Annotated in this window: 19 protein-coding genes; 13 read left to right on the top strand and 6 right to left on the bottom strand. The window is 66.8% G+C overall.

Annotated features, from left to right (window positions below; all coding sequences use genetic code 11):
* Positions 1–58 precede the first annotated feature (58 nt).
* The gene (locus NMB41_RS11525; protein ID WP_494382580.1) at positions 59–379 is read right to left on the bottom strand and encodes a hypothetical protein; all 321 of its coding nucleotides are present in this window, start codon (positions 377–379) and stop codon (positions 59–61) included.
* 269 nt (positions 380–648) lie between these two features.
* Between NMB41_RS11525 and NMB41_RS11530 the strand changes: the two genes are divergently transcribed.
* The 13 genes from NMB41_RS11530 (at position 649) to NMB41_RS11590 (ending at position 17,835) form a co-directional block, all read left to right on the top strand.
* Positions 649–2,226 carry an AAA family ATPase gene (locus tag NMB41_RS11530; protein WP_494382581.1) on the top strand — a complete coding sequence of 526 codons (1,578 nt, stop codon included), beginning with the start codon at positions 649–651 and terminating at the stop codon, positions 2,224–2,226.
* A gap of 1 nt (position 2,227) precedes the next feature.
* Positions 2,228–3,214, top strand: coding sequence for a hypothetical protein (locus NMB41_RS11535; RefSeq protein ID WP_494382582.1), 987 nt, complete (start codon positions 2,228–2,230; stop codon positions 3,212–3,214).
* Positions 3,211–5,031, top strand: a complete 1,821-nt coding sequence (locus tag NMB41_RS11540) for a VWA domain-containing protein (RefSeq protein ID WP_494382583.1) — start codon at positions 3,211–3,213, stop codon at positions 5,029–5,031. The genes NMB41_RS11535 and NMB41_RS11540 overlap by 4 nt, the downstream gene beginning before the upstream one ends.
* A complete protein-coding gene (locus tag NMB41_RS11545) occupies positions 5,028–6,002 on the top strand; it encodes a radical SAM protein (RefSeq protein WP_494382584.1) in 975 nt (324 codons plus the stop codon). The genes NMB41_RS11540 and NMB41_RS11545 overlap by 4 nt, the downstream gene beginning before the upstream one ends.
* A complete protein-coding gene (locus NMB41_RS11550; RefSeq protein WP_494382585.1) occupies positions 5,999–6,583 on the top strand; it encodes a hypothetical protein in 585 nt (194 codons plus the stop codon). Before NMB41_RS11545 ends, NMB41_RS11550 begins: the two co-directional genes overlap by 4 nt.
* On the top strand, positions 6,580–7,926 hold the full coding sequence (locus NMB41_RS11555) for an acyl-CoA synthetase family protein (RefSeq protein ID WP_494382586.1): 1,347 nt from the start codon (positions 6,580–6,582) through the stop codon (positions 7,924–7,926). Before NMB41_RS11550 ends, NMB41_RS11555 begins: the two co-directional genes overlap by 4 nt.
* Entirely contained in the window at positions 7,923–8,516 is a 594-nt protein-coding gene (gene pnuC / locus NMB41_RS11560; protein ID WP_494382587.1) for a nicotinamide riboside transporter PnuC, read from the top strand. Before NMB41_RS11555 ends, pnuC begins: the two co-directional genes overlap by 4 nt.
* A complete protein-coding gene (locus tag NMB41_RS11565) occupies positions 8,513–9,598 on the top strand; it encodes an AAA family ATPase (protein ID WP_494382588.1) in 1,086 nt (361 codons plus the stop codon). Before pnuC ends, NMB41_RS11565 begins: the two co-directional genes overlap by 4 nt.
* 200 nt (positions 9,599–9,798) lie before the next feature.
* A complete protein-coding gene (locus tag NMB41_RS11570; RefSeq protein ID WP_494382589.1) occupies positions 9,799–11,199 on the top strand; it encodes a GntP family permease in 1,401 nt (466 codons plus the stop codon).
* Positions 11,200–11,871: 672 nt separating this feature from the next.
* Entirely contained in the window at positions 11,872–14,046 is a 2,175-nt protein-coding gene (locus NMB41_RS11575) for a hypothetical protein (protein ID WP_494382590.1), read from the top strand.
* A 68-nt stretch (positions 14,047–14,114) separates the two neighbouring features.
* Positions 14,115–15,212 (top strand): hypothetical protein, encoded by a 1,098-nt coding sequence (locus tag NMB41_RS11580; protein ID WP_494382591.1) that lies wholly within the window; start codon positions 14,115–14,117, stop codon positions 15,210–15,212.
* Between the two features lie 188 nt (positions 15,213–15,400).
* On the top strand, positions 15,401–16,267 hold the full coding sequence (locus NMB41_RS11585) for an ABC transporter ATP-binding protein (protein ID WP_494382592.1): 867 nt from the start codon (positions 15,401–15,403) through the stop codon (positions 16,265–16,267).
* Positions 16,264–17,835 (top strand): hypothetical protein, encoded by a 1,572-nt coding sequence (locus tag NMB41_RS11590; RefSeq protein WP_494382593.1) that lies wholly within the window; start codon positions 16,264–16,266, stop codon positions 17,833–17,835. The genes NMB41_RS11585 and NMB41_RS11590 overlap by 4 nt, the downstream gene beginning before the upstream one ends.
* Here the strand turns inward: NMB41_RS11590 and NMB41_RS11595 are convergent.
* The 5 genes from NMB41_RS11595 to NMB41_RS11615 form a co-directional block, all read right to left on the bottom strand.
* Positions 17,822–18,223: a hypothetical protein gene (locus NMB41_RS11595; protein WP_494382594.1), complete on the bottom strand. Its 402-nt coding sequence runs from the start codon at positions 18,221–18,223 to the stop codon at positions 17,822–17,824. The genes NMB41_RS11590 and NMB41_RS11595 overlap by 14 nt on opposite strands.
* A complete protein-coding gene (locus NMB41_RS11600; protein WP_494382595.1) occupies positions 18,223–18,660 on the bottom strand; it encodes a hypothetical protein in 438 nt (145 codons plus the stop codon). The genes NMB41_RS11595 and NMB41_RS11600 overlap by 1 nt, the downstream gene beginning before the upstream one ends.
* Positions 18,657–19,187, bottom strand: coding sequence for a DUF2867 domain-containing protein (locus tag NMB41_RS11605; RefSeq protein ID WP_494382596.1), 531 nt, complete (start codon positions 19,185–19,187; stop codon positions 18,657–18,659). The genes NMB41_RS11600 and NMB41_RS11605 overlap by 4 nt, the downstream gene beginning before the upstream one ends.
* 192 nt (positions 19,188–19,379) lie before the next feature.
* On the bottom strand, positions 19,380–21,581 hold the full coding sequence (locus tag NMB41_RS11610) for an NADP-dependent malic enzyme (RefSeq protein WP_494382597.1): 2,202 nt from the start codon (positions 21,579–21,581) through the stop codon (positions 19,380–19,382).
* Between the two features lie 87 nt (positions 21,582–21,668).
* Positions 21,669–24,533 carry a sensor domain-containing protein gene (locus NMB41_RS11615; protein ID WP_494382598.1) on the bottom strand — a complete coding sequence of 955 codons (2,865 nt, stop codon included), beginning with the start codon at positions 24,531–24,533 and terminating at the stop codon, positions 21,669–21,671.
* Between the last annotated feature and the right edge of the window lie 109 nt (positions 24,534–24,642).

Here is a 24,642-nt window from a genome sequence, read left to right on the forward strand (position 1 = left end):
GCGGCGGCACAGCTGTGCCGGCGCGGCGCGCCCGGTTACTAGGCCGGACGGCGCAGGTTCAGAACGGGAGCAGGGAAACGGGAGGGGCGTGGGCCAGGGGCAGCAGCCAGTCGGCGCGCAGCAGCGGCAGGCGCGCGGCGAGGGGCGCGAGCAGCGTTTGTACGAGGTGCCAGCTGACCGGCGCGGCCGCCAGTGCGGCAGGCGGCGGCGCTGCATACGGCTGCGCGTGCAGGGCGCAGGCAACGCAATGCTGCGCCGTCGCGCTCGATTCGTGCTCGTGCTGGGTGGCCGCGAAGAGCTGGGCCAGGAAGACGAGCGTGACCAGCCATAACGCCCACCAGCCGCGTGGGGCGGCCTGTGTGCTTGAACGTGGAGGCATTGCGCTCATCGTGGCGGGCTGGATAGGGGGGAGGGCGATTGTACAACAGCGGCCAGCGGCGGCGCTGGCGGCCCGCAGCGTGGGTACAAGCACGATCCGTTGTAAAGGCGCAAACAACCGCCTGATGAGGATCAAATCCCCCGTGTCGGTTTCTGAACAAAAAATTGCTCTCGGGACACTGGCCGCGTATCATCGACAGCTGCCACGCGCGCCATGCCGGCGCGCGGCGCATCGGCTCGGCAGGCTAATTCCCCGACAGGAAGGCATTCATGAAGTTCGACTTCTTCCAGAAGATTTCACGCGCGCCCACGAATCCGCGCACGGCGCCAAAGGCACGCGAATTCGACGTCGCCGACCTGTACCGGGGGCCGATCGCCGATGCGGGCGAGCCCGCTGCCGACAACCGCGCCCTCGACGAGAAGCTCAGGCAAGCCTATTTCTGGATCGTGAACAAGGCGATCATCAGCCCGCACTACGACATCGAATACAACGAAGGCGCGCCGCAGACCTTCCAGGTCGGCGACAGCCGGCGCCTGCTGACGCTCCCGTCGGCGCAAAGCTATTCCAGCTTCATCCTGCTGCCGCTGCTTACCTTCGCCACCCGCCGCAAATGCCTGTTCATCGGCGGCCCGGGGCGCGGCAAGACTGCCAGCGCAATCCTGATGGGCGTCCTGTCGGGCGCCTCGGTGCGCGAGGTGCGGCGCGCCATGCAGCACGGCCACCCGCAGATGACGATCGCCGACCTGCTTGGCAATCCGCTGCCGGCCGACCTGGTCAACGCCCAGAGCATGAGCGACATCCGCATTGCCTGGCGCGCCTGGCTGTCGATGCGCGTGAAGATCATCGACGAATACAACCGGATCCCGACCCGCACCCAGAGCGCGCTATTGACCGTCATGGGCGACAACTACGCCGAGGTGCTGAACCAGGTGTTCGATTGCCCCGAGTCGGCCTGGTACCTGACGGCCAACGACGACCAGGGCGGCGGCACCTTCCAGGTCATCGAAGCGCTGCGCGACCGTATCGACGTGATCGTCCAGGCGCTGGCCTTCAATCCGCGCTTCCTGAACGACCTGCTGGTGCGCATCGAAGAAGACATCCGTCCGGAAGAACTGATGCCGCGCGAACTGGTGTTTTCGGAAGCGGAAGTCGATGCCATGGGCGAGGCGATCCGCGCCATCACCGTGCCCGAACAGGTGCGGCGCCGCCTGGAATTCTTCGCCAGCCAGTTCGAACTGTGCGAGAGCGCGGGCGGGCAATTCGAATACATGACCAAGGACACAGCGCGCCTGGCCGGTGCCGCCTGGCACGAAGTGACCGCGCTCGACACCGGGCGCGACCGGCTGAAGGACCTGGGCTGCCAGAGCCGCAACGGCGTCTCGGTGCGCAACCTGACGACCCTGCTGGTGTATGCGAAGGCGCTGGCCTACTTCCGCGGCAACGGCGAAGTGGCGCTGGAAGACCTGCGCCAGGTGCTGCCCTTTGTCCTGCACGACAAGCTGCAGCCGGACCTCGATGCGCCCTTCTTCGGCCTGCCCGAAAACGCGGCTTACCGGCTTGACCGCGTCAGCTGGCTGCGCCGCCTGTTCGACCTGTCCAACGACGATTACACGCGCCTGAACCTGGAGCACGACGATGCCGTGGGCGAGATGGCGCGCCTGTTCGAGAGCGGCCTCGATGGCGTGTCGGAGCGCGAAACGCGTTCGCGCCTGGTGCGGATCGAGAAGCTGGTCGCCGAACGGGTCAAGGGACGCAAGCTGTACGGGCACCTGTACGACGACCTGCTCAAGCTGAAGTACCTGCACCAGCGCTATACCAATTACCTCACCTGGCTGCGGTCGCAATAGCATGGTCACTCCAGCCTTTGCGCAGGCCCTGGCGGCGGGACGCGCTGAATTCAACCGCCGCACGGGCGAGGCAGCGCGCCGCCATCCCGGCTTCGACCACGAGGCATTGGGCGCCTTCCTCATGGAAGGCGTCGACGGCGTGGTGGACGCGGTCGCCGCCATTGCACCCGAGTGCGCGCAGAGCGCCGCGTTCGACGCTTACGACATCGCGCTCGAACTGACAGGCTTGCGCCTGGTCGGGCGTGCAGCGCGCAGCACGCTCCTGGCGGTGCTCTGGCGCACGCTGCTGCCGCGACTGGCGCACCTGGTTGCGCGCGAGCCGGCGGCCGTCATCGGCATGCTGAGCAACGCCGCGCTGCACCTCGAGCGGGTTCCCGGCGCGCGCTGCACCCAGTGGATCGCGGAGCTGGCGGCGCTGGCGCCGCGCATCGAATCGCGCTCGCAGCTGCGCGCGGTCGGCGTCATCGCCGCGTGGCGTTCGGGTGCCGCGCATTTTCGCAGCGAGGCCATCGCGATTGCCAGGGGCTTGCCCGAGGCCCTAGCCCTGGCCGCCTTCGGCAGCCCCTTCGGCGGGTCGTGGGAGAGCCTGCGCGCGCGCCTCGAGCGCGACCCCTGGTGGCATGCCGAGGACGGCGTCGGCCTGCCCGAACGGGACGTGGGGGCCTTTTCCGGCTTCGGCGGCATGTTCGGCGCGCCGCCCGAGGTGCGTGCCGCACCGGGCGGCTTCCTGGTGCAGGCGGCCGGGCGCCACTTCCTGCTGCGCGCGGACGCCTACGGCGCCGTGCTGCTGGGCGCCGATGCCGAAGAATTCGAGCAGGCCGCGGCCGCCGTGCCGGCCTTCCGGGCCGAGGGCGCTCGACTGATGGTCGGCCGCCAGGAACTCGCGCTCGACTTGCCGGCCCTGGGCCTGGCCGTGTGCGAAAGCGGCGGCACCCTCGCCATCAGCTCGCCGTTCACCCACGCCATTCGCCTGGTGCCGCGCCAATGATGGACCTGCGAACGCTGCGTCCGCACCCGGCGCGCGATGCGATGGATGCATGGCGCGCGGCCTGGCCGCAGGCGCTGGCCTGCTGGAGCCGCTACACCCGGCTGCACGATGCGCGTCTGTGCGCGAGTACCGTGGAAGCGGCGGCCGAAGGGCTGGTGGGCAGCTTCGCGGCGATCCGGATCGCCGACCAGAGCATCGTGATCGACATGCAGGCGGTGGCTGCGCTCGGCTTGCAGGACCATGCGGTCGAGGTGCTGGCCCACGAGATTGGCCATCACGTGCTCGCCCCCGGCAGCGCCAGCGAACATTTCCGCATGCTGGCGCGCGTGCGGCGCGCACTGCCGACGCTGGAAGACAGGGCGCCGATGGTCGCCAACCTGTATACCGACCTTTGCATCAACGACCGGCTGCAGCGCCAGTCCGGCTTGCGCATGGCCGACATCTACCGCAAGCTGGCTGCCGCCCGCCAGAAGAAGGACGCGCATCCGCCCGGCGCGGTATGGCAGCTGTACATGCGCATTTATGAGCACCTGTGGCAGCTGGAGAAGGGCAGCCTTGGGAGCGGATCGGGCGACGGCGCCGAAGTCGAGGGGCTCGAGTCCGACGCCTGGCTGGGTGCGCGCCTGATCCGGGTGTATGCGAACGACATCATGGCCGGGGCAGGGCGTTTCGCCACTTTGCTCCTGCGCTACCTGGTCGACGAGGCGGGCAGCCTGGACGAACTGGGTGCGCTGCACGACACCCAGGGCGCGGCCGCCGGTTCGGCGCCGTCCGGCCTGCAGGAGATCGAGCCGGATGAGATCTCGGACGCTGTCCACCCCGCCTACGACCCGCGCGTCACCGGCAGCGACGACATGTCCGGGACAAGCGGCGAGTCGCAGCGCACCGAGTCGGCGCAGGGCCAGGCACGCGAGCCTTTCGAATATGGCGCCATCCTGAAGGCGGCCGGCCTCACGCTCGACGACCACGACATCGCCGTGCGCTACTACCGCGAGCGCGCGCTGCCGCACCTGGTTTCGTTTCCGGCCAGGAGCGGCGTGCCCGGCGGCGAGCCGCAGTTCGAAGCGCTGGAACCATGGGAGATCGGCGACCCGCTCGACGAGATCGACTGGCTGCAGAGCATGGCGATCAGCCCGGTCCCGGTACCGGGCCTGACGACGGTGCGCCGCGCCTGCAGCCTGGACGCCGGCGCCGAGCCGCAGCGCCTGCCGGTCGACCTCGACATGTACGTCGACAGTTCCGGCTCGATGCCCAATCCACAGGTCAACACGTCCTACCTGGCCCTGGCCGGCGCCATCATTGCCCTGTCGGCACTGCGCGCCGGGTCGTCGGTGCAGGTGACGCTGTGGAGCGGCCAGAACCAGTTCCAGTCCACGCGCGGGTTCGTACGCGACGGCGACAGCGTGCTGCGCGTGCTGACCGGCTTCTTCGGCGGCAGCACCTGCTTCCCGATCCAAAAACTGCGCGAGACCTTCGACGGCGGCGTGCGACGTCCCACCCACATCCTGCACATTTCGGACGACGGCATTACCACGATGTTCGACAAGGACGAGCACGGCAACAGCGGCTGGGACGTCGCGCAACGCGCACTGGCCGCAGGCGGCGCGGGTGGCACCATGGCGCTGAACCTGGGGCAGGACTGGGACTCGGAGACGAGCTGGTACGGAGCCGCCATGCGCGACACCCTGCGCCGCGCGCGCAAGGAGCAGGGCTGGGACATCCACGCCATCGCCGACATGCAGGACCTGGTCGCGTTCGCGCGCGCCTTTAGCCGCCGTCACTACGCGCCGGACGCGGCGCCGCGGGGGCGGCGGTGATCGTCCTGTGGCGCGTGACCGAACGCTGTAACCTGGCCTGCTCCTTCTGCGCCTACGACCGGCGCCTGCCAGGCGTGCGGCGCGAGGCCGATGCGGACGTGGTGCGCAATTTCGCCGCCGTGCTGGGCGCCTATCGGCGCGAGACGCAGGAGCCGGTGCTGGTCAGCTGGATCGGCGGCGAGCCGCTGCTCTGGCGGCCCGTCTTCGCGCTGTCGGCCCTGTTGCACGAGGTCCACGGCATCCGGGTCAGCGCCACCACCAACGGCACGACCCTGCACCGGATCGAGGTGCGGCGCCAGGTCCTGGCCAGCTTCAGCGAACTGACGGTCAGCGTCGATGGGTTCGCGCCGCTGCACGACGCGCTGCGCGGCTGGCGCGGCGGCTGGCGGCGGCTCAGGGATGCAGTCATGCTGCTTGCCGCCGAACGGTCGGCAACGGGCAGCAGCTGCAAGCTGCGCGCCAATATCGTCGTCATGCACGACAACCTGCCCGACTTCGCGGCCCTGTGCCGCGAACTGGCCGATTGGGGCGTCGACGAGATCACCTTCAACCAGCTGGGCGGGCGTGACCGTCCTGAGTTCTTTCCCGCGCACCGCCTCACGCCGCACGATGCGCGGGATTTGACGGCGCTCGTGCCGCCCCTGCAGGCCGAACTGGCCGCGCGCGGCGTGCGCCTGTGCGCCAGTCCAGCCTACCTCGCGCGCATCGAAGCGAGCGCCGAAGGGCGGCCGTTGGCGGTGCCCGACTGCGGCCCGGGCGAGCGTTTCCTTTTCATCGATGAAGACAACCGGGTCGCGCCCTGCCATTTCACCAGTGCGGAGCTGGGCGTGCCGCTGGAGGAGCTTCAGTCGGCGCAGGATATCGCCGGCCTGGCGCCGCGCCTTGCCCAGGCGCGCACTGCCGGCAGGCCGCGCGTCTGCGCAGATTGCCCTTCGACCCAGGTTTTTGCCAAATTTGCGAGTCCACCATGAACAATCCCGGCCCCGTCCTCGAAACCCTGACCCGCCGTCTGTCCGAGACGCCGCCCGATTTTCTCGCCGAACCGGTGGTCGGCGCCAGCGGCAGCGTCGCCGTCCCGGCCCTCGTGAACGACCTGGCGCGCATGCATGGCGCGCGCCTGACTGCGGCCGATTTGAACAGCTTTGCCGGCAGCGCCGCCCACGTCGACCGCAACCGGCTGGCACTGGTGATGATCGCAGTCTGGCTGCTGGCTGACGACTGGTTCCTCGCTCAAGGGCTTGCGCCGGCCAGGCTGGCGCGCCTGCTGGCCGATGCCATGGCCGAACTGGCCGTGGAAACCCCGGCCCACAAATTCGTCAACGACCCGGACCGGCGTGAAGAACTGGCGCGCGTGGTCCTGGCCTTTTTCGACTGGCGCCCGCAAGGAGAAACGCTGGCGCAGGCGACCGACCGCCTGGCCGCGATCAGCGCGACGGCTCGCCGCAAACTGCTTGCCGCGAGCCGGGCCTCGGAGCAGCGCGCACGCGAGATCCGCGAAGCCCTGGCAAAGAAGGCGGCCGAGGAATCGGCCGACAAGTGGACCCGCGAGTGACAGACCATGGTTTCACGCTGGAGCGTTTTCCGACCCTGAGCGACCGCGGGCGGCGCACGCTCGCGTACATGCGCGATCACCCGTTTGCCCCGATTTTCCGCAACGAGAGCGGCAACCGCCTGCTCGCGCACGAGGTCGATGCGGTGCGCGGCTACGAGCGCGAGGTGGCCCAGGCCACGGTCGGCTGGACGCCGGGCCGCCTGCCTGACTGGGTCACGCCCTTTGCCGCCGGCGTTTTCGGGCAGGTTCCGTACTACCGCGCGCTGGGCTCGCCGCCGCTGCGCTTCACCGACATTGCGCCAATCGGCCGCGCCGAATTCGCGCGCGACATCGCCCGCTTCGTGCCGGATCATGTGCCGATCGACCGGCTGATCAATTTCCGCACCACCGGCACCACCGGCCACCCGCTGCTGATTGCCTCGCATCCGGTAGTGGCGGCGCGCTACGCGGCGTTCCACAAGCGCGCACTGCGCAGGCATGGCATCGAACTGCGCCATGGCGGCGGGCAGGTCGGCGTGGTGCTGCTCGGGTTCCAGCAGCGCTGTTTCACCTATGTGTCGGTGACGCCTGCGATGGACGAAGCGGGCCTGGCCAAGATCAACTTGCATCCCGACGACTGGCGCTCGCCCGGCGACCGTGCGCGCTATCTCGATGCGCTGGCGCCGGAGCTGGTGGCCGGCGACCCGATCTCGTTCGCCGAGTATTTGACACTCCCTGTCACGCACGCGCCGCGCGCCCTGATCTCGGTGTCGATGGCCTTGCATGCCGGCCTGCGCGAGCGCCTGGAAAAGCGCTTCAAGTGCCCGGTGCTCGATATCTATTCGCTCAATGAAGTCGGTCCGGTGGGCGTGTTCGACGCCGCCGCCGGCGGCCACCTGCTGCTCCAGCCGCAGCTTTACGTCGAGATCCTGGACCAAGCCGGGCAGCCCGTGGCCCGGGGCGGGCGCGGCGAGATCACCGTCACCGGCGGCTTCAACTTCTGCCTTCCGCTCCTGCGCTACCGCACCGGCGATTTCGCCTCGCTCGCCTTTGGCCCCGATGGACCGGTGCTGGTGGACTTGTCCGGACGGCGTCCGGTACGCTTCCTGGCCAATGGCGCATGGCTGAGCAATATCGACATCACCCATGCGCTGCGTCCGCTGCCGATTTCCCATTTTACGTTTCACCAGGGCGTGGACGGGAGTGTCATACTCGCGCTTGCCAGGGATTCGATGGGAATCGCGCACGCAGCGCGCTCGGCGCTGGCGCTGCTGTTCGGCGCCCAGCCGATCGCCATCCACGAACTCCTGGCGGACGACAAGACCTTGCAATACACCTCGGACCTGGCAGGCGCCCATACATGATCGGACCACTCGAAATCGGCGCCAACGCGGCGGCCACCCTCTCCATCGTGCTTGCAGGCCGCAACAGCATCCATACCTGGTGGACCGGCATGCTGGGCTGCGCCCTGTTCGCGCTCTTGTTCTTCGAATCGAAGCTGTATGCCGACGTCGTGCTGCAGGTGTTCTTCGTACTATCGAGCGCGATCGGCTGGCGCCAGTGGCTGCGCGGCGACCACGGCCACGCCTTGCGCGTCGCGCCCGCCGACTTCCGCAGCCTGGCCTGGACGGTGCCGGCCGGCCTGGCCGCGAGCGCCGCCTATGGGGCCATGCTGCATTACTGGACCGACGCCTATGCGCCGTTTCTCGATTCGGCCGTCCTCGTCTTCAGCGTGATCGCCCAATTGCTGCTGATGGGACGACGCATCGAGAACTGGCTCTTCTGGCTCGCCGTGAATTCGCTGGCGGTGCCGCTGTACGCGAGCCGCGAACTGTACCTGACCGCGGGCCTGTATGCCGTGTACTGGGTGAACGCCATCATCGCCTGGCGCTGGTGGCGCACGCTGGCCCACCCGCCCGCGGCCCGGGCGCAGGCCAAAGGCGCCGGGGCATGAGCGGACAGGCGGCACGCTTCCGGCGCGGCCTGGTGGTCGGCAAGTTCTGCCCGCTGCACCGGGGGCACATGCACCTGATCGACGCGGCCCTGGCCGCCTGCGAGGAAGTGCTCGTCATCAGCTATACCTCGCCCGGCTTTCCCGGATGCGGCCGCGTCCTGCGCCAGCGCTGGATCGATGACCTCTATCCGCAGGTCATGAGTCTCGTGATCGACGAGGCCTCGCTGCCGCTGCTGTGCGCCGAGCGCGGGATCGCGCCCTTGCCCTTCCCGGAGAACGATGCTGCGGACGCGGTGCAGCGCCGGTTCACTGCATGGCTGTGCTGGTCGGTGTGCGGCGTGGCGGTCGATGCCGTCTTTACCAGCGAGGACTATGGCGACGGCTTCGCCGCTGCAATGTCCGATCATTTCAGCGCCCGCATGGGCATGTCGTCGCCCGTCACCCACGTCTGCGTCGACCGTGCGCGGACCGCCGTCCCTGTTTCCGGCACGGCGATCCGGCGCGACCCGCATGCACACCGGGACTTCCTCGATCCGCGCGTGTATGCACACTTCGTCGAACGGATTTGCCTGCTGGGCGGCGAATCGAGCGGCAAGACGACGCTTGCCGCGGCCCTGGCCGGACGCCTCGGCACGGTGTGGGTGCCGGAAGTTGGCCGCGCACGCTGGGTAGAGCAGGGCGGACGCTTGGACTACCCCGACATGCGGGCGATCGCCGATGGCCAGCTGGCGCTGGAAGACCGCCTCGCGCAGCAGGCCCGGCGCTGGCTCGTGTGCGACAGCAGCGCCTTGACCACGGTCTTCTACAGCGGCCACGATTACGGCCGGGTCGACCCGGCGGTGCGCGCCCTGGCCGCCCGGCCGTATGCGCACACCTTTGTATGCGCTCCCGATTTTCCTTTCGTGCAGGACGGGACGCGGCGCGACGCCGCCTTCCGCGAACGCCAGCATCGCTGGACGCTGGACCAGTTGAACGCCGCGGGGATGCCATACACAGTGCTGCACGGAGCGCTGCATGCGCGCGTCGAACACGTCGTCAGCCTGCTCGAACACGCCGCGGCGACGCCGCTTCCTCAGTACTGACAGACCTCTCCTGCAGTTCCATACGGTAGTTCTACGTATTTCAAATACGTCAACGATCCCCAATAATCATGCGCTCGCGGATGGCCGGCCCCGGCCGGCCCACGCGCGCCCCATGTGTCGGCATGCCGCCGTACGTGGGGGAACAGCAAAACCGCCGGTCCGCACCACGCGACCGGCACATAAAGAGAAGAGGAGCACCTTTGTCATTTTTGATTGTTCTCGCCGCCCTGGCCTTCCTGATGTTCGCCGCCTACCGCGGCTACAGCGTCATCCTGTTCGCACCGATCGCAGCCCTCGGCGCGGTGCTGCTGACCGATCCCTCGGCCGTGGCGCCCGTCTTTTCCGGCATCTTCATGGAAAAGATGGTCGGCTTCGTCAAGCTCTACTTCCCGGTCTTCATGCTCGGCGCCGTGTTCGGCAAGCTGATCGAACTGTCCGGCTTTTCGGAGTCGATCGTGGCCGCCGCCATGAAATACATCGGCCGCTCGCGCGCGAACGCCGTCATCGTCGCGGTGTGCGCGCTGCTGACCTATGGCGGCGTGTCGCTGTTCGTGGTCGTGTTCGCGGTTTATCCCTTCGCGGCTGAACTCTACCGTCAAAGCAATATTCCGAAGCGTTTGATGCCGGGCGCGCTGGCGCTGGGCGCGTTTTCGTTCACGATGGATTCGCTGCCGGGCACCCCGCAGATCCAGAACATCATCCCCACCACCTTCTTCGAGACGACTTCCTGGGCCGCTCCGATCCTGGGCACGATCGGCTCCATCTTCATGATCGTGGTCGGCCTGAGCTACCTCGAATGGCGCCGCCGCGCCGCGATGGCCGCCGGCGAAGGCTATGGCACGACCCTGGTCAACGAGCCCGATCGCGTGGAAAACACCTCGCTGCCCAATCCCCTGCTGGCACTGCTGCCTTTGATCGTCGTCGGCGTCGCCAACTTCGTGCTGACCAAGATGATCCCCGAATGGTATGGCGCGTCGTTCACGGTGGCGCCCGATATCCTGCCGGGCCTGAAAGCCCCGATCACCACGCCGATCAAGACCGTGGTCGCCATCTGGGCGGTGCAGGGCGCGCTGCTGCTCGGTATCCTGTTCGTCGTCGCCACCGCCTTCAACCGCATCAAGGACCGCTTCGCGGCCGGCTCGAAAGCAGCCGTCGGCGGCGCGCTGCTCGCTGCCATGAACACGGCCTCGGAATACGGTTTCGGCGGCGTGATCGCCGCGCTGCCGGGCTTCGTCGTGGTCGGCAATGCGCTGAAAAGCATCCCCGACCCGTTGATCAATGCGGCGGTCTCGGTCAGTTCGCTGGCCGGCATCACGGGTTCCGCTTCGGGCGGCATGAGCATTGCGCTGGCCGCGATGTCGGACCTGTTCATCGCAGGCGCGAACGCGGCGCAGATCCCTCTCGAGGTGCTGCACCGCGTGGTGGCCATGGCCAGCGGCGGCATGGATACGCTGCCGCACAACGGCGCCGTCATCACGCTGCTCGCCGTCACTGGCCTGACGCACAAGCAGTCGTACAAGGAGATTTTCGCCGTCACCGTCATCAAGACGCTGGCCGTGTTCTTCGTGATCGCCGTGTATTACCTGACCGGACTGGTGTAAGCCGGTTCTGGTGTCCTCCAAGCCCGTGTCCGACACGGGCTTTTTTTTCGCCTAGGCCCACGCCAGGTGGCGGTCGATCAGGAAAGAACAGGGTCGATCGGACTGCATTGCGCGACTATATATATGGCCAGCCTATTGCCGTGTTAAAGCACCGGGATGACACTTGGCCGGTTTGGTGTAAATAAAACTCCAGGCCCTTTCTATCGCCGATATCGGCGGCAGGTGAATATTATCATCGCTGTCGATTTCAATAAACTCACACTTTCTCACATTAATCCGCGCCATTTGCAGTGCCCGCCGATTGAATATCATTTGGCGGCGCTGTATGTGTTCTCGCCGAATGAAATGCGGGGCGTCGTGCCCCATTTTGGTTACTTCGGAATTGCGAGTGTCTTATTTTCGCGGCCGGTTTTCCTCATTGTTCAATTTTCCGTTGCAATAAGTCGGCCGCTTCAACTAAAATTGCGTTGCGGCAATTTTTTGAAGATTAATAAATACGCCCCATTACTGGGCGAACAAAACGGGATTTACTGGAATACTATGCAACGAATTAACGGACTGGTTCTAAAGACGGGCGCCATTGCAATGGCAGTGGCATTGGCAGGATGCGGTGGTGGCAGCGGTAGCGGTACTGGGGATAGCGCGCAAGCAACCCCGGTTGCGCAGCGCGTCGTGCAAGGCACTGCGGCCAAGGGCCTGATCAAGGGCGCCAAAGTAAGCATTTATACGATCGACGCCCAAGGCGTGCGCACTGCGGCGGCCATCGCCACCGCCACCACCAGCGCTGACGGCAGCTATAAACTGGAAGTGCCGGCCTCGATCCTGAATTTCATTATCGAAGTGAGCGCCGCGCCTGGCGCGGTCATGGCCGATGAAGTCACCGGTACCGATCTGCCGCTGCCGGAAAGCCTGAAGCTGCGCAACGTCGTGACGCTGGCGGAGAATGCCGCCGGTCCTTACGTCGGCACCGTTTCGCCGTTGACCGAAATGGTAGCGCGTACCGCGGAAACTGCCGACGGCAAACTGCCGCGCCAGGCAGTCGCGCAGGCCAAGGCCAGCGTGCGCAGCCTGCTCGGCTTCGATCCGGAGACAGTCAAGCCGGTCAACTCGAACAGCGCGGCAGTGGAAAGCGCCAGCGAAGACGAGAAGAACCAGAGCCTGGCCCTGGCAGCGATTTCGAAGATGGGCAATACCGTCACGGCCGATTGCGGCCAGAGCACCCCGGGCGAGCGTATTTCGTGCGTGGTGACCAGGCTGGCGGGCTCGGTCACGACCAAAGACGGCCAGCCTGCCCTTGAGCAGAACCGCCTGGCACAGTTCACCGCTGCGATCCAGTCGGTTGCGGCGGATCCGAAGGTCAACCGCACCGGCAAGACCAGGGTGGTCGGGATTCCGGCACTGAACCCAGGCGCCACCGTGCCAGGCCAGACCCCGGGCGCGGTGCTGCCGCCGCTCGAGGCGACCAAGGCCTTGTTCGGCAGCCTGCGCACGAACCTCAATTCGCTCAATGAAGGCGATGCTTTCCGTACGACTGCCGACGCCATCGCGGCTGACCTGAATGGGGCAATCGCGCCAATGGGCAACCATGCCTCGGGCCTTGCATCGCTGGCCCTGAACGCGCTCGACCGCCTCGATCGCTATCGCGCCGATCCGACCATTGGTACAAAGTTCAACGTCTGGAACCAGGAGCTGGCCCAGGAATATACGGCGCCACAGTACATGAGCTTCGGCCGCGGCGACGGTGTCTGCCAGATCACGCCGAGCCCTCTCAGCATGAGCTGCACTGTTTATCTTGTCGACTTGGGTAATCTTCAGTATTCGAATACGGGATATGTGTTGCCGTACGCGGAACGCGTTCTCAAGATCGAGCCGAAGGCAGGCAGCGCGACCGAGTTCGCCTATTCGGTCGCCTTGCAGCGTCGGGAATACCAGTACGTCTACGTCAGTAATGTATCGAACACGACCGTAGCGCAGCCACTCGGCGGCATTTACTCGGGCAGCATGGTCTTTGCACGTAGCGGCGCCACGATCACGCAGCTGGCTGTCAACGGCCTCATGCCGGGCAGGCTGGAAAACGGTGTGTTCCAGAGCGATTATGAATCCTGGTCGCTCAAAGCGGCGCGTACCGAGGAAGCTGGCGGCATCGTGCTGTACAAGTTCGGTGCCTCGGTCAGCGCGGTGAAGGGGAACATCTCGGCGGGCACCGTGGAGATCGACGACAGCTCCTTCCTGCGCGTGGCAATGGAGCAGGGCGGTTCGAGGGTCACGGCCAACGCCGCCAACGAGCTGCAAGTGACGATGCGCGGCAGCGTCGGCGCCACCACGGTGGACGGCACCGTGCGCGTCTCGGGCCACAAGCAGGACAAGAGCAAGACCACGCACATGCCGACAAAACTTTCGTTCGACGGTTCGCTCAAGCACAAGGACGCCACCGTCTTCAGCGGCAAGGTCGCGATCAACCGCGCCAATTACGAGAACTACGACGCCGCCCTGGAGGAGTCCGATACGAACTTCGTCGCTGACACGGTGGAACTCGGCGGCGTGCTGTCGGTGCCGAACCGGCCGACGCTGAGCCTGACGGTGGGCGCGACCCGCACCGGTGTGGACAGCGTCGACCTCAGCGCCCAGTACCGCGATGGCACCTCTGTGGTCAACGCGAGCTCAACGGCCAAGCGTGGCGAACGCCATCCGCTGGTGAAGGTGTCGAGCGCCGAAGGCGTCGCCTTCTCGTTCAGCGACCGGACCGCACTCGTGCAGGTGACCAAGGACGGTGTCGTCACCGCCTCGGTTGACCTGGGCAGCGGCATCGTTACCTACAGCGACGGCGCCACCGAGTCGCTGAAGTAATCCAAGGCGGGCTTGCCCGTTCAAGCCTGGCGCACCGCGCCGGGCTTTTTTTTTTATCGTTGAAGACAATGCGAACAATTTTGTTAACCGGCGCGCTTGCCTGCGGTGCGGCCTGCGCGCACACCACGGACGCGCCGGTGCCAGAGGACTGGAAAGTCTATACCGATATCTCGGCATGGCAAGCGAGCGATCCAGTACCGATCGACCAGATCGACGGCGAGTGGACCACGTATTCGCCGCGCGCCGGGCGCAACACCGCGCTGATGCGCAGCCGCGCCGCGGTCGGGGTGGAGAAAAACCGCTGGCGCGTGGGCGTGGAAGTACGTCAGGATGCCTACCTGACGACCGACCGCGACAGCCTGGACGCTTACTATCTGTACCAGCGGAAGCAAAAACCGGGGCCACCGGCCAGTTTCGTTTTGCGCGGCGATTACTTCTTCTGGCGTGCTCAGGGCCTGCGCGTCGGCTACACGTTTTCCGGCCCGCGCATTGCCGGACGCGCCAGCTCCATTGAGCTCAACGGCGCCGCCTACGGAAAACAGGTGTTGCGCGAGCGCAGGGTGCGCGGCACGCTCGAGCTCCTGCCGGAGGACAACTACGGCTTCGGGGTCGACCATACCGACGCCGACAGCCGCATGACTTATCCGTTCATGAAAGAGACGCCAGGCGCGACCGGCGCCGGACTGTCGCTGGCTGCCACACTGCCCCTGCTCGACGCCTGGACCCTGCGCCTGCAGGCCGACGACGTCGCCAGCCGGCTGCGCTGGAAGAACCTGCCGGTCAATACCGAGTCGCTCAACTCGGACGTCAAATCCTTCGATGGAAACGGCTACGTCAACTACCGGCCGCTGCTGAGCGGCCGCAAACGCCAGCTCGAGCGCAGCTTCCGCATACCGCGCTATACCGCCGCAGCGCTTGCCTACCAGGGCCAGGACCTGGGCGTCAGCCTGCATGTGGCGCGCTATGCGGGCGAAACTATTCCGACGCTGTCGGTGTCGCACCGTTTCGGCTGGTTGACGCTGCACGGTAATGTAGAGACACGCTTCGACAGTGCCGGCTTCGGCCTGGAGGCCGGGAATCTGCGCCTGCAGCTGCAGTCGGATACCTTCAATTGGGACCAGGCGAAGGCGCGCTCGCTGCAATTGCACTACCACAGCGCTTTCTGAAGCTGCTGCGTGACAAGAGCCGGCGAGCCAAGTTCTCGCAATCGCATTTTCCAGGTCAGCCGCGCGGACTTGCATTCATCGCGCAGCGCTTCATCCCGACGGATCGGCAGCCTGTCGCATTCGACGCCTTGCCGCCGGGATGCTCGTCTAGAGTGGCTTCATTCCCACTCCCGCTCGAGGACATCGCCATGCTGGAACTGCAGAACGTCACCAAACGCTTCGGACCGCAAGTCACGGCCGTGGCCGACCTGTCGCTGCGCCTGGAACCCGGCGTGGTCGGCCTGATCGGCCACAACGGCGCCGGTAAAACCACCCTGATGCAGATGATCGCGACCCTGGCCAAGCCGAGCAGCGGCCGGATCCTGTTCGATGGCGTCGACATAGAGGCGCAGCCGGAAGCGATCCGGCGCCGCCTGGGCTACCTGCCGCAGGACTTCGGCGTCTACCGCAACGTGTCGGCGCTCGAATTCATGCAGTATTTCGCGGCGCTCAAGGGCGTGCGCGACCCGGGGCGCATCGCGCGCCTGCTCGAACTGGTGAACCTGCACGAACAGGCGCGCCGTCCTGCCAGCACGTTTTCGGGCGGGATGCTGCGCCGCCTCGGCATCGCCCAGGCCTTGCTGAACGATCCGGACATCCTGGTGGTCGACGAGCCGACCGCGGGGCTCGATCCGGAAGAGCGGCTGCGCTTTCGCAACCTGCTGGCGGAACTGGGCTTCAACAAGCTGGTCATCATTTCGACCCATATCGTGTCCGACGTCGAGAGCATCGCCGGCCGCATCGCGATCATGCGCAGCGGCCGCCTGGTCGCCTGCGATACGCCCGGCGAGATCCTCGGCCGCGCGCGCGGCCAGGTCTGGTCGGCCACGGTCGACGCCGGCGAGTACGAGGTCCTGCGCTCGACCACCCACGTGCTGCAGGCGCTGCGCCAAGGCGAGCGGATGGCGCTGCGCATCGCCCATGCTGGCAAGCCTTGCCGCGGCGCGCAGTTGTCCGAACCGACCTTGGAAGAAGCGCTGATGGCGCAGCGCTATGCGGTGCGGGAGGCGGCATGATGGCCTCGTTCGAGAAGCGCGCCGCCTGGACCCTGGCCTTGCTGGAAGCGCGCATCCGGCTGCGGCGCCCGGCCACCCTGGTCGTGCTGCTGGCCGTCGTCGCCCTGAGCTGGCTCATGATCTGCGACCCGGCTGACGGCCACACGCTGATCGGCATCGATGGTGCGCGGGTGCGCTACACCAGTGCGGCGCTGGCGCTGGGCACCGCTTCCCAGCTGACTTTGCTGTTCGGGCTGGCCGGCTTTTACCTGCTGCGCGGACGCATGGCCGAGGACCAGCGCAGCGGCCTTGGCGGCGTGATCGGTGCCAGCCCCGCGGGCGGGGCGCTGTTCGTGCTGGCGCGCTGGTGCGGCGGCGTGCTCTACATGTCGGCGCTGGCCGGTGCTTCCCTGGCGACGGTGCTGCTGTGCCATGCCGTGCGCGGAGAAGGCCCGATTCAACTGCTGGTCTACCTGCAGACCTGGGTGCTGGTGCTGGGACCGATGATCTTGTTCACCGCGGCCTGCGCGGCCCTGTGCGACAGCTGGGCGCCGCTGATGGGCAAGGCCGGCGACCTGCTGTACTTCCTGCTCTGGGCGGCGCAGATGGGAATGGTCACCGGCAGCGGCGGGACTGATGCTGCGGGCGCGATCCCGGTCGATTTTTCCGGCATGAGTGCGATCGTGGCCGCGCTGGCACCGCATGTGGATACGAGCAGCATGATGCTCGGCATCGCCGACTTCGATCCCAAGATGCCCGTGCTCACGCTGCCGGACGCGCCCTGGACCGCCGGACTGGTGTGGTTGCGTGCCCTCGGCGCCGTACTGGCCCTGCTGCCGCTGCTGGCCGCGCTGCGCCTGTTCCATCGTTATTCGACCGACCGGGTCAAGCCGGCGAGGGCGCGCCGCCGCCGTTCGCCGCTGGCGCTGCTTGACGGCTGGCTGCGTCCACTGGGACGGCTGGCGCAGCCGCTGTTCAAGCTGTCGGCGCGCTTGCCAGGCGGCGCGGGCCGGGCGCTGGCCGACGTGGCGCTGACGCTGGCCGCGACCCCGTCTGCGGTGGCCGCACTGCTGCTGACCCAGGTACTGGCCTCGAGCCTGGACGCGCCCCTGCTGGCGCCGCTGGTGCTGGCCTGCGTCGCATTCTGGGGCCTGCTCGTGAGCGACCTTGCGGTACGCGATGGCGAGGCCGGCTGCGCGGGTCTCGGCGCGGCCGTCCCAGGGGGTGACAGCGGCCGCTACGGGCGCCAGCTCGGTGCTACCTTTTTACTGGGACTGATGTTTACCGGCGTGGCGGCGGTGCGCCTGGCTGCGGACGCGCCGTTGCGGGCCGCCGCGGTGCTGGCCGGCGTATTCGCGCTGTCGAGCCTGGCGAGCCTGCTGGGGCGCGCCAGCGGCAGCGCGCGCACCTTTTTTGCGCTGTTCCTGGTCGGGCTCTACACCAGCGTGAATATCGACAAGGTCGCGCTGGCAGACGTGGTGGGCTTCCACGGCTCGGCGACGGCGGTGTCGGTACTGGCATGGACAGGGGTGGGAATGGCGGCGCTTTGGGGCGGGCAGCTGTGGAGCAAACGCCTCAAGGCTTGCTGAACGCGGCGCCGGCGCGCTTGACCAGCAGCGCGCCGAGCCACAGGGCCGCGGCCAGGTCGAAGGCCAGGCAAAACGCTGGCCACCATCCGGGCACGCCGGCATTGTCGATCAGATGGCCGTGCGCGAAGTCGAACACGCCGTGCGCGGCAAGGGCGGCTACGACCAGCCAGAGATTGCGCCGGAAACCGATGACCGCGACGGCCAGGAAAGCGGCGGCGACGATCGATTCGACGGCCAGCGCCCGCTGGCTGCCGCCCATCGCCGCGAACAGGATGTAGTAGCTTGCGATCACGATCAGCATCGTCGGATAGAACACCCGCTCGCGGTCAAAACCGGCGAAGCACGCCGCTGTGCACAGGGCCAGGGCGAGGCCGATCAGGTAGTCCATCAATTCGCCGCGCTGCTCACGCCTCGCTGGCCAATGCCGACCGGCCGCGCATCCGCCTTCAACGCCCATTGGGTCCACATGCCGCCTGCCAGATCGATCAGGCCAAACAGGATAATCATCGGCGTGACAATGCCGAGGAGGGCGAACACCGTAACGGCCAGGAAGAACGAGTACCGCGTGTAGACGGACGCCTGGAGAAAGGGCTTGTAGCCGGCGCTGACCCAGACATACACGCCGATATTAAAGGCGAGAACCCCCGCCACGCGAATCCAGACTTCCGAGGTTTCGGGAATCTGAAATAAGGGAAGCAGGATATTCGGGGCGATCACCAGGGCTGCACCGACAATAAAGACATATACGGCGAATACTTTGGCACTGAATACGGCTCTGGACATATTCTCTTTCTCGATCAGGGAATTAACACCGGGGTTCATCACGCGGCATGCGCATCCGCGCGCGGCCAGCCGATCCGCGCCGCCCGGCCCAGGCTCGCCTTGACCACCATGCGGTGGAAGGGCGCGATGACGAACAGGTAAACGCGTCCCAGCAGGTTATGGCAGTGGACGACCGTGGAGAGCGTCAACCGGGTGCCGGAGCACAGCACCGACACCCTGAAATCGAGATGCTTGTCGTCTTCGCCCACCACGATCTCGCGCTCGGTCGTGCTGTAGACCTTGAAGATGCCGACGCGCTCTGGCTGGGCAGTGGCGCCGAGTGTCGCCAGTTCACGTGTGGTCTTCAGGCCGAAACCGGCGACGATCAGGTCGCGCAGACGGGTGAGCACACGGATCCAGGCTGGCTGGTGCGCGAAAATGAAGCGCGCCAGGGCATCGGGATCACGCGTCGCGCCAACCGGGAGTTCGATGGCAAAGGCATCGGCCAGGTGCACGGATGGATAAACCTCATAAATGCGCGATTGCGCGGGGAGTGGTACCGCGATTGCGGAACTAAATCCAGTCGACATGCAGGCACCTTTGACATGACAGAATCAAACCATCGGGAGAATTGCTGTTTTTGCAAATACGATTATGCGCCGGTTATTGCACCTAATCAATATATGCATGCCGCAGTGACTTCCTTCGCAAACGGCCGGAACCAGGGGGAACGCAAGTGGAGCCGGCGGCGGTCACGTCTCTGGCCGCCGGTTCAGCCGGCCCTAGCGCACGCCAGCCACCGCCAGCGCCGTCATGTTGACGATCCGGCGCACGGTCGCGCTGGGGCTCAAAATGTGCACCGGCTTGGCCGCCCCGAGCAGGATCGGGCCAACCGTCACGCCCTTGCCCGACGAGACTTTCAAAATATTGAAGGTGATGTTGGCGGCGTCCAGCGAGGGCATAACCAGGAGGTTGGCGCTGCCGGCGAAACCTGCGTCGGGCAGGTAGACCTGGCGGATTTCCTCGGACAGGGCGGCGTCGCCATGCACCTCGCCGATCACCGCCAGGTGCGGGTCGGACGCCGCCAGCACTGCACGCGCCTCGCGCATCTTGCGGGCCGACGGGCGCTCCGAGGCACCGGCCGTCGAATGCGACAGCAGCGCTACCTTCGGCTCCAGCCCGAACTGGCGCAGTTCGGCCGCCGCCAGGCGCGTGATGGCCGCCAGCTCCTCGGCGGAGGGACTGTCGTTGACATAGGTGTCGGTGATGAACAGGGTCAGCTTGTCGAGCACTAGCGCATTCATCGCGGCCAGCACCCTGGCGCCCGGCGCCATGCCGATCACGTCCTTCACGTGCGCCAGGTGGCTGTCGTAGCTGCCGCGCATGCCGCAAATGAGGGCGTCGACCTCGCCCGAGGCCAGCATCTGCGCGCCCTGCAGCGTGGTGTCCCCAACGGCCTCGACCAGCGTGTAGTCGGCGCCTTCGCGCAGGCGCAGGCCATTGTGTTTGATCGCCTCGGCCACCTCGGACGCCTGGCCGATCAGCACCGGCTGCGCCAGGCCGCTGTCGACCACGGTCTGCACGGCGCGCAGCACGCGCGCGTCGTTCGCCTCGGCATAGGCCACGCGGCGCGGATTGGCTTTGGCCTGGGCGAACACCGGCTTCATGAAGAAGCCCGTGTGATAGATCATTTCGGCCAGGCGCTCGCGGTAGGCCGCCATGTCCGTGATGGGGCGCGCGGCGACCCCCGATTGTTCGGCCGCGATGGCCACCGCCGGCGCAATCGCCGCCATGAGGCGCGGGTCGAACGGTTTCGGGATGATGTAGTCGGGACCGAAGCGCAGGTCTTCGCCGGCGTACACCGCGGCCACGGCATCGTTGGCCTCCCGTTCGGCCAGGTCGGCAATGGCCGAGACGCAGGCCAGCTTCATCTCCTCGGTGATGCGTGTGGCGCCGCAATCGAGGGCGCCGCGGAAGATGTAGGGGAAGCACAGCACGTTGTTGACCTGGTTCGGATAGTCCGAGCGGCCGGTGGCGATGATGCAGTCGGGCCGTGCCGCGCGTGCCACTTCCGGCCGGATTTCCGGCTCAGGATTGGCCAGCGCCAGGATCACCGGCTGGCGCGCCATGGTCTTGACCATCTCGGCCGAGAGCACGCCCGCGGTCGAGCAGCCCAGGAAGACGTCGGCACCCTGCACGATGTCGGCCAGGCTGCGCGCGTTCGTCTCCTGGGCGTAGCGCGCCTTGTTCGCTTCCATGTTGGCTTCGCGACCGGCGAAAATGACGCCCTTCGAGTCGACCACGTAGATGTTCTCGCGCTTCACGCCCAGGCTGACCATCATGTCGAGGCAGGCAATGGCGGCGGCGCCCGCGCCGCTGGCGGCCAGCTTGACGCTGCCGATGTCCTTGCCCACCACTTTCAAGGCATTGAGCAGGGCGGCGCTCGAGATGATCGCCGTGCCGTGCTGGTCGTCATGGAAGACGGGGATGTTCATCCGTTCGCGCAGCTGCTTCTCGATGTAGAAGCATTCGGGCGCCTTGATGTCCTCCAGATTGATGCCGCCGACGGTGGGTTCGAGCATCGCGATCGCGTCGACCAGCTTGTCCGGGTCCAGTTCGTCGAGTTCGAGGTCGAACACGTCGACCCCGGCGAATTTCTTGAACAGGCAGCCTTTGCCCTCCATGACGGGCTTCGAGGCCAGCGGCCCGATATTCCCGAGGCCGAGGACGGCGGTACCGTTGGTGATCACGGCCACCAGGTTGCCGCGCGAGGTGTACTCGGCCGCCATGGCCGGGTTGGCGGCGATTTCTTCGCAGGCATAGGCCACGCCCGGCGAATAGGCCAGCGACAGGTCGCGCTGGTTCGACAGCGGCTTGGTGGCCACCACCTCGATCTTGCCGCGCACGGGGCTGCGGTGGTAGTCGAGGGCGTCGGCGCGCAACTGGGTATCGCGCAAGTCGTCCTGGCTGCTTTCGATGCTCATGTCGTCTCCTTGGCGGAACCTTCGCCTCGCGCGTCAATCGCTATGCAGCGCGCATGCGCGGCCCCTTGTCGATGGATGGGGACCTCATCATACGTGATCGGAAAAATCGCGGCGCCTGTCAGGGTCGAAGGGGTGCCCTTCCAGAAAGCGCTCGAAAGCATCGCGCGGTACCGCCGGCGAAAAGTAATAGCCCTGGATGTAGTCGCAGCCGAGGGCGGCCAGGATGTCGCGCTGGGCGGCCGTTTCGACGCCTTCGGCGATCGCTTCGATGCCGAGCCGGTGCGCCAGGTCGACGATGGCCTCGGTCAGGGCGCGGTCGCTGCCGTCGTCAAGCAGGTTGTTGATGAAGGACTGGTCGATCTTCAGGTAGTCGACGTCGAAATGCTTGAGGTAGGAGAGCGAGGAAAAGCCTGTGCCGAAATCGTCGATCGAGACCCGGGCGCCGGCGCCGTGCAGGGCGTCCAGGCAGCGCGTGACCTGCTCGGCGTCGCTTACCAGCACGCCTTCCGTGATTTCGACGGTGATGCTGTTGGGCGGCAGGCCGGCGTTCACGATCCGGTCCAGCCAGGGCAGCTTCGCGTGCTGCTCGAACTGCATCGGCGAGACGTTCACGGAGAGCTCGACCCGGACCCCATACACGCGCTGCCAGCGCTCGACGCTGGCGATGGCTTCCTGCAGCACCCACTCGCCGATCTCGTGGATCAGGCCCGCTTCCTCGGCCAGCGGAATGAAGCGCGCCGGGCTGATCATGCCAAGTTCGTGGTGCTGCCAGCGCAGCAGGGTTTCGGCCTTGCGGATGCGGTCGGTGGTCGTCTCGACGATCGGCTGGTAGTGCACCTGCAGCTGCTTGCGTGCGAGCGCCGCGCGCAGGTCGTTGGTCAGCGCGAGCTTGTCGCGCGCATGCTGCTGCAGGGCCGGCGTGAAGTACTGGAAGCGCCCGCGCCCGGCGCCCTTGGCCAGGTACACGGCCTGCTCGGCATTGCGTACCAGTTCCGCCGCGTCGGCGCCGTCGTCCGGGAAGACGCTGATGCCGACGCTGGCCGACACATAAGCGACCGCACCGGGGGCGAGTTCGAGCGGCGCGGCAATCGCCCCGATGATGGCGTCGGCGGTGGTCTCCAGGTGGCGCCGGCCGTCGAATTGGCTGACCACCAGCGCGAACATGTTGCCGCTCAGGCGAGCGATGGTCGCGTCTTCGGCCACGCTGTCGGCCAGGCGGCGCGTGAGTTCGACCAGCGCGGCGTCGCCCTTGGCGTGGCCATAGCTGTCGTTGATGTCCTTGAAGCGGTCCAGGTCGAGCAGCAGCACGCCCAGAACCTGGTTGGCGCCGCCGGCTTTTTTCAGGTCCTGCTCGAGGCGGTCGAGGAAGAGGCGCCGGTTCGGCAGGCCGGTCAGGGCGTCGAAATTGGTCTGGCGCCAGATCAGTTCATCCTTCTTCTTTTGCTCGCTGATGTCGTGGAACTGGACCACGTGGCGGTGCACGCGCCCATCGCCATGGCGGATGATGCGGATGTCGACGTATTTCGCCGTGAACGAGCCGTCCTGGTTGCGGTCGAGGATCTCTCCTTCCCAGTGGTCGTTCGCCAGCAGGTCCTGCCAGAGGCGCGCGTAGAAGCAGCCGTCGTGCATGCTCGAATCGAACAGCGCCGGCCGGGTGCCGCAGACGTCCTGCAATTCGTAGCCGGTCTGGCGCGTGAAGGCTGGGTTGGCGTCGACGATCAGGTTCGCTTCGTCGGTGACGACGATCGCTTCCAGGCTGGTCTGGTAGATCAGGTTCGCCATGCGCATCGATTCCTCGAGGTCGCGCCGCTGCGTCACGTCCTGCACCGTGCCGCGCAGCTTCACCGGGCGGCCGTTTTCCATCACGGCGCTGCAGATCGAGCGCACCCATTTGCGCTTGCCGGCGCCGCTGACCATCTCGAGTTCGATCGTGAAGGGCCGGCCTTCGCGCGCGGCGGCGTCAAGGGTGCGGCCGATCAGGGCGCGGTTCTCGTCGTCGTAGCAGGCGGTGCAGGTGGCAGGCGTGACCGGCAGGCCGGCGGGAATCTCGTAGATGCGTTCCAGCTCCTCGGTCCAGTGGAAGGCGTCGGTGGCCAGCTCGATTTCCCAGGCGCCGATCTGGGCCAGGTTGCTCATCTCCGCGAGCAGGCGCTCCTGTTCGCGGATCGTGCTTTCCTGGTCGCGCCGCTCGGTGATGTCGCGTGCCACCCCCATCACGCCGAGCACGGTGCCATCGAGCTGGGTCACCGGCGTCTTGATGGTCTCGAACACGTGGCGCTCGTAGCGGCCGGGCGGCGCGCCTTCCTCGAAGGTGATGGGCCCGCCGGCGCGCAGGACGGCGGCGTCGTCGCGCGCAAAACCTTGCGCGGTCGCCGGTGCGAACAAATCGGCGTCGCGCTTGCCGAGGATCTCCTCGCGCGCCTTGCCGAAGACGGCTGCCGTCCGGGCATTGCAGGCCTGGTAGACGCCCTCGCGGTCCTTCAGCCAGACCAGGTCGGGACTGCTTTCGACGAGCGTGCGCAGCTGCGCCCGTTCGCGCGCGAGGGCACGCGTGCGGACGCGCACCGCACGCCGCACCGAGGCCAGCCAGGCAGCGAGCAAGACCACCAGCGCCGCCAGCACGACCAGCACCTGCACCAGCAGCCCGGCATGGCGCGGCGAGGCCAGGGCGAGCCCCAACCAATTATCGTCCAGCGCGTCGCCCTCGACGACGTTGGCGCGGCCTTGTTCGATCATCGGCAGCGCCGGAATGAGCTCGACCGGCAGCCCGCTCTTGTGCTGCCACAGCCGCCACAGGTCGACCGTATAGCCTTCGAGCCGGCCTTCGGCATTGCGGTAGGCGTAGGGCGGGTAGTTCTGGTCCATGACCACGCGCAGGGGAGCCGCCGGCGCAACGAAGGTGGGCCAGAAGAAGCAGGCGATCAGCAGTGAGCGGACCAGTGTCCCGAACATCTCGTCTCCTGATGGGCCGGCGCGGCGGCCGGTCAGGGGACGATAGCACGATGCCCGCTACCGTGACGCAATGGTTGGCCTCGGTACAGGCGGTCTGCCGCGGCGCATG

Source organism: Massilia sp. FBCC-B171 (genome assembly GCF_059134155.1).

Bases quoted from the DNA above. Each gene is read 5' to 3' on its own strand.
- NMB41_RS11610 (WP_494382597.1), bottom strand. From the start codon at position 21,581: ATGAGCATCGAAAGCAGCCAGGACGACTTGCGCGATACCCAGTTGCGC.
- NMB41_RS11530 (WP_494382581.1), top strand. From the start codon at position 649: ATGAAGTTCGACTTCTTCCAGAAGATTTCACGCGCGCCCACGAATCCG.
- NMB41_RS11535 (WP_494382582.1), top strand. From the start codon at position 2,228: ATGGTCACTCCAGCCTTTGCGCAGGCCCTGGCGGCGGGACGCGCTGAA.
- NMB41_RS11585 (WP_494382592.1), top strand. From the start codon at position 15,401: ATGCTGGAACTGCAGAACGTCACCAAACGCTTCGGACCGCAAGTCACG.
- NMB41_RS11525 (WP_494382580.1), bottom strand. From the start codon at position 379: ATGCCTCCACGTTCAAGCACACAGGCCGCCCCACGCGGCTGGTGGGCG.
- NMB41_RS11615 (WP_494382598.1), bottom strand. From the start codon at position 24,533: ATGTTCGGGACACTGGTCCGCTCACTGCTGATCGCCTGCTTCTTCTGG.
- NMB41_RS11605 (WP_494382596.1), bottom strand. From the start codon at position 19,187: ATGTCGACTGGATTTAGTTCCGCAATCGCGGTACCACTCCCCGCGCAA.
- NMB41_RS11565 (WP_494382588.1), top strand. From the start codon at position 8,513: ATGAGCGGACAGGCGGCACGCTTCCGGCGCGGCCTGGTGGTCGGCAAG.
- NMB41_RS11580 (WP_494382591.1), top strand. From the start codon at position 14,115: ATGCGAACAATTTTGTTAACCGGCGCGCTTGCCTGCGGTGCGGCCTGC.
- NMB41_RS11595 (WP_494382594.1), bottom strand. From the start codon at position 18,223: ATGGACTACCTGATCGGCCTCGCCCTGGCCCTGTGCACAGCGGCGTGC.
- NMB41_RS11550 (WP_494382585.1), top strand. From the start codon at position 5,999: ATGAACAATCCCGGCCCCGTCCTCGAAACCCTGACCCGCCGTCTGTCC.
- NMB41_RS11540 (WP_494382583.1), top strand. From the start codon at position 3,211: ATGATGGACCTGCGAACGCTGCGTCCGCACCCGGCGCGCGATGCGATG.
- pnuC (WP_494382587.1), top strand. From the start codon at position 7,923: ATGATCGGACCACTCGAAATCGGCGCCAACGCGGCGGCCACCCTCTCC.
- NMB41_RS11590 (WP_494382593.1), top strand. From the start codon at position 16,264: ATGATGGCCTCGTTCGAGAAGCGCGCCGCCTGGACCCTGGCCTTGCTG.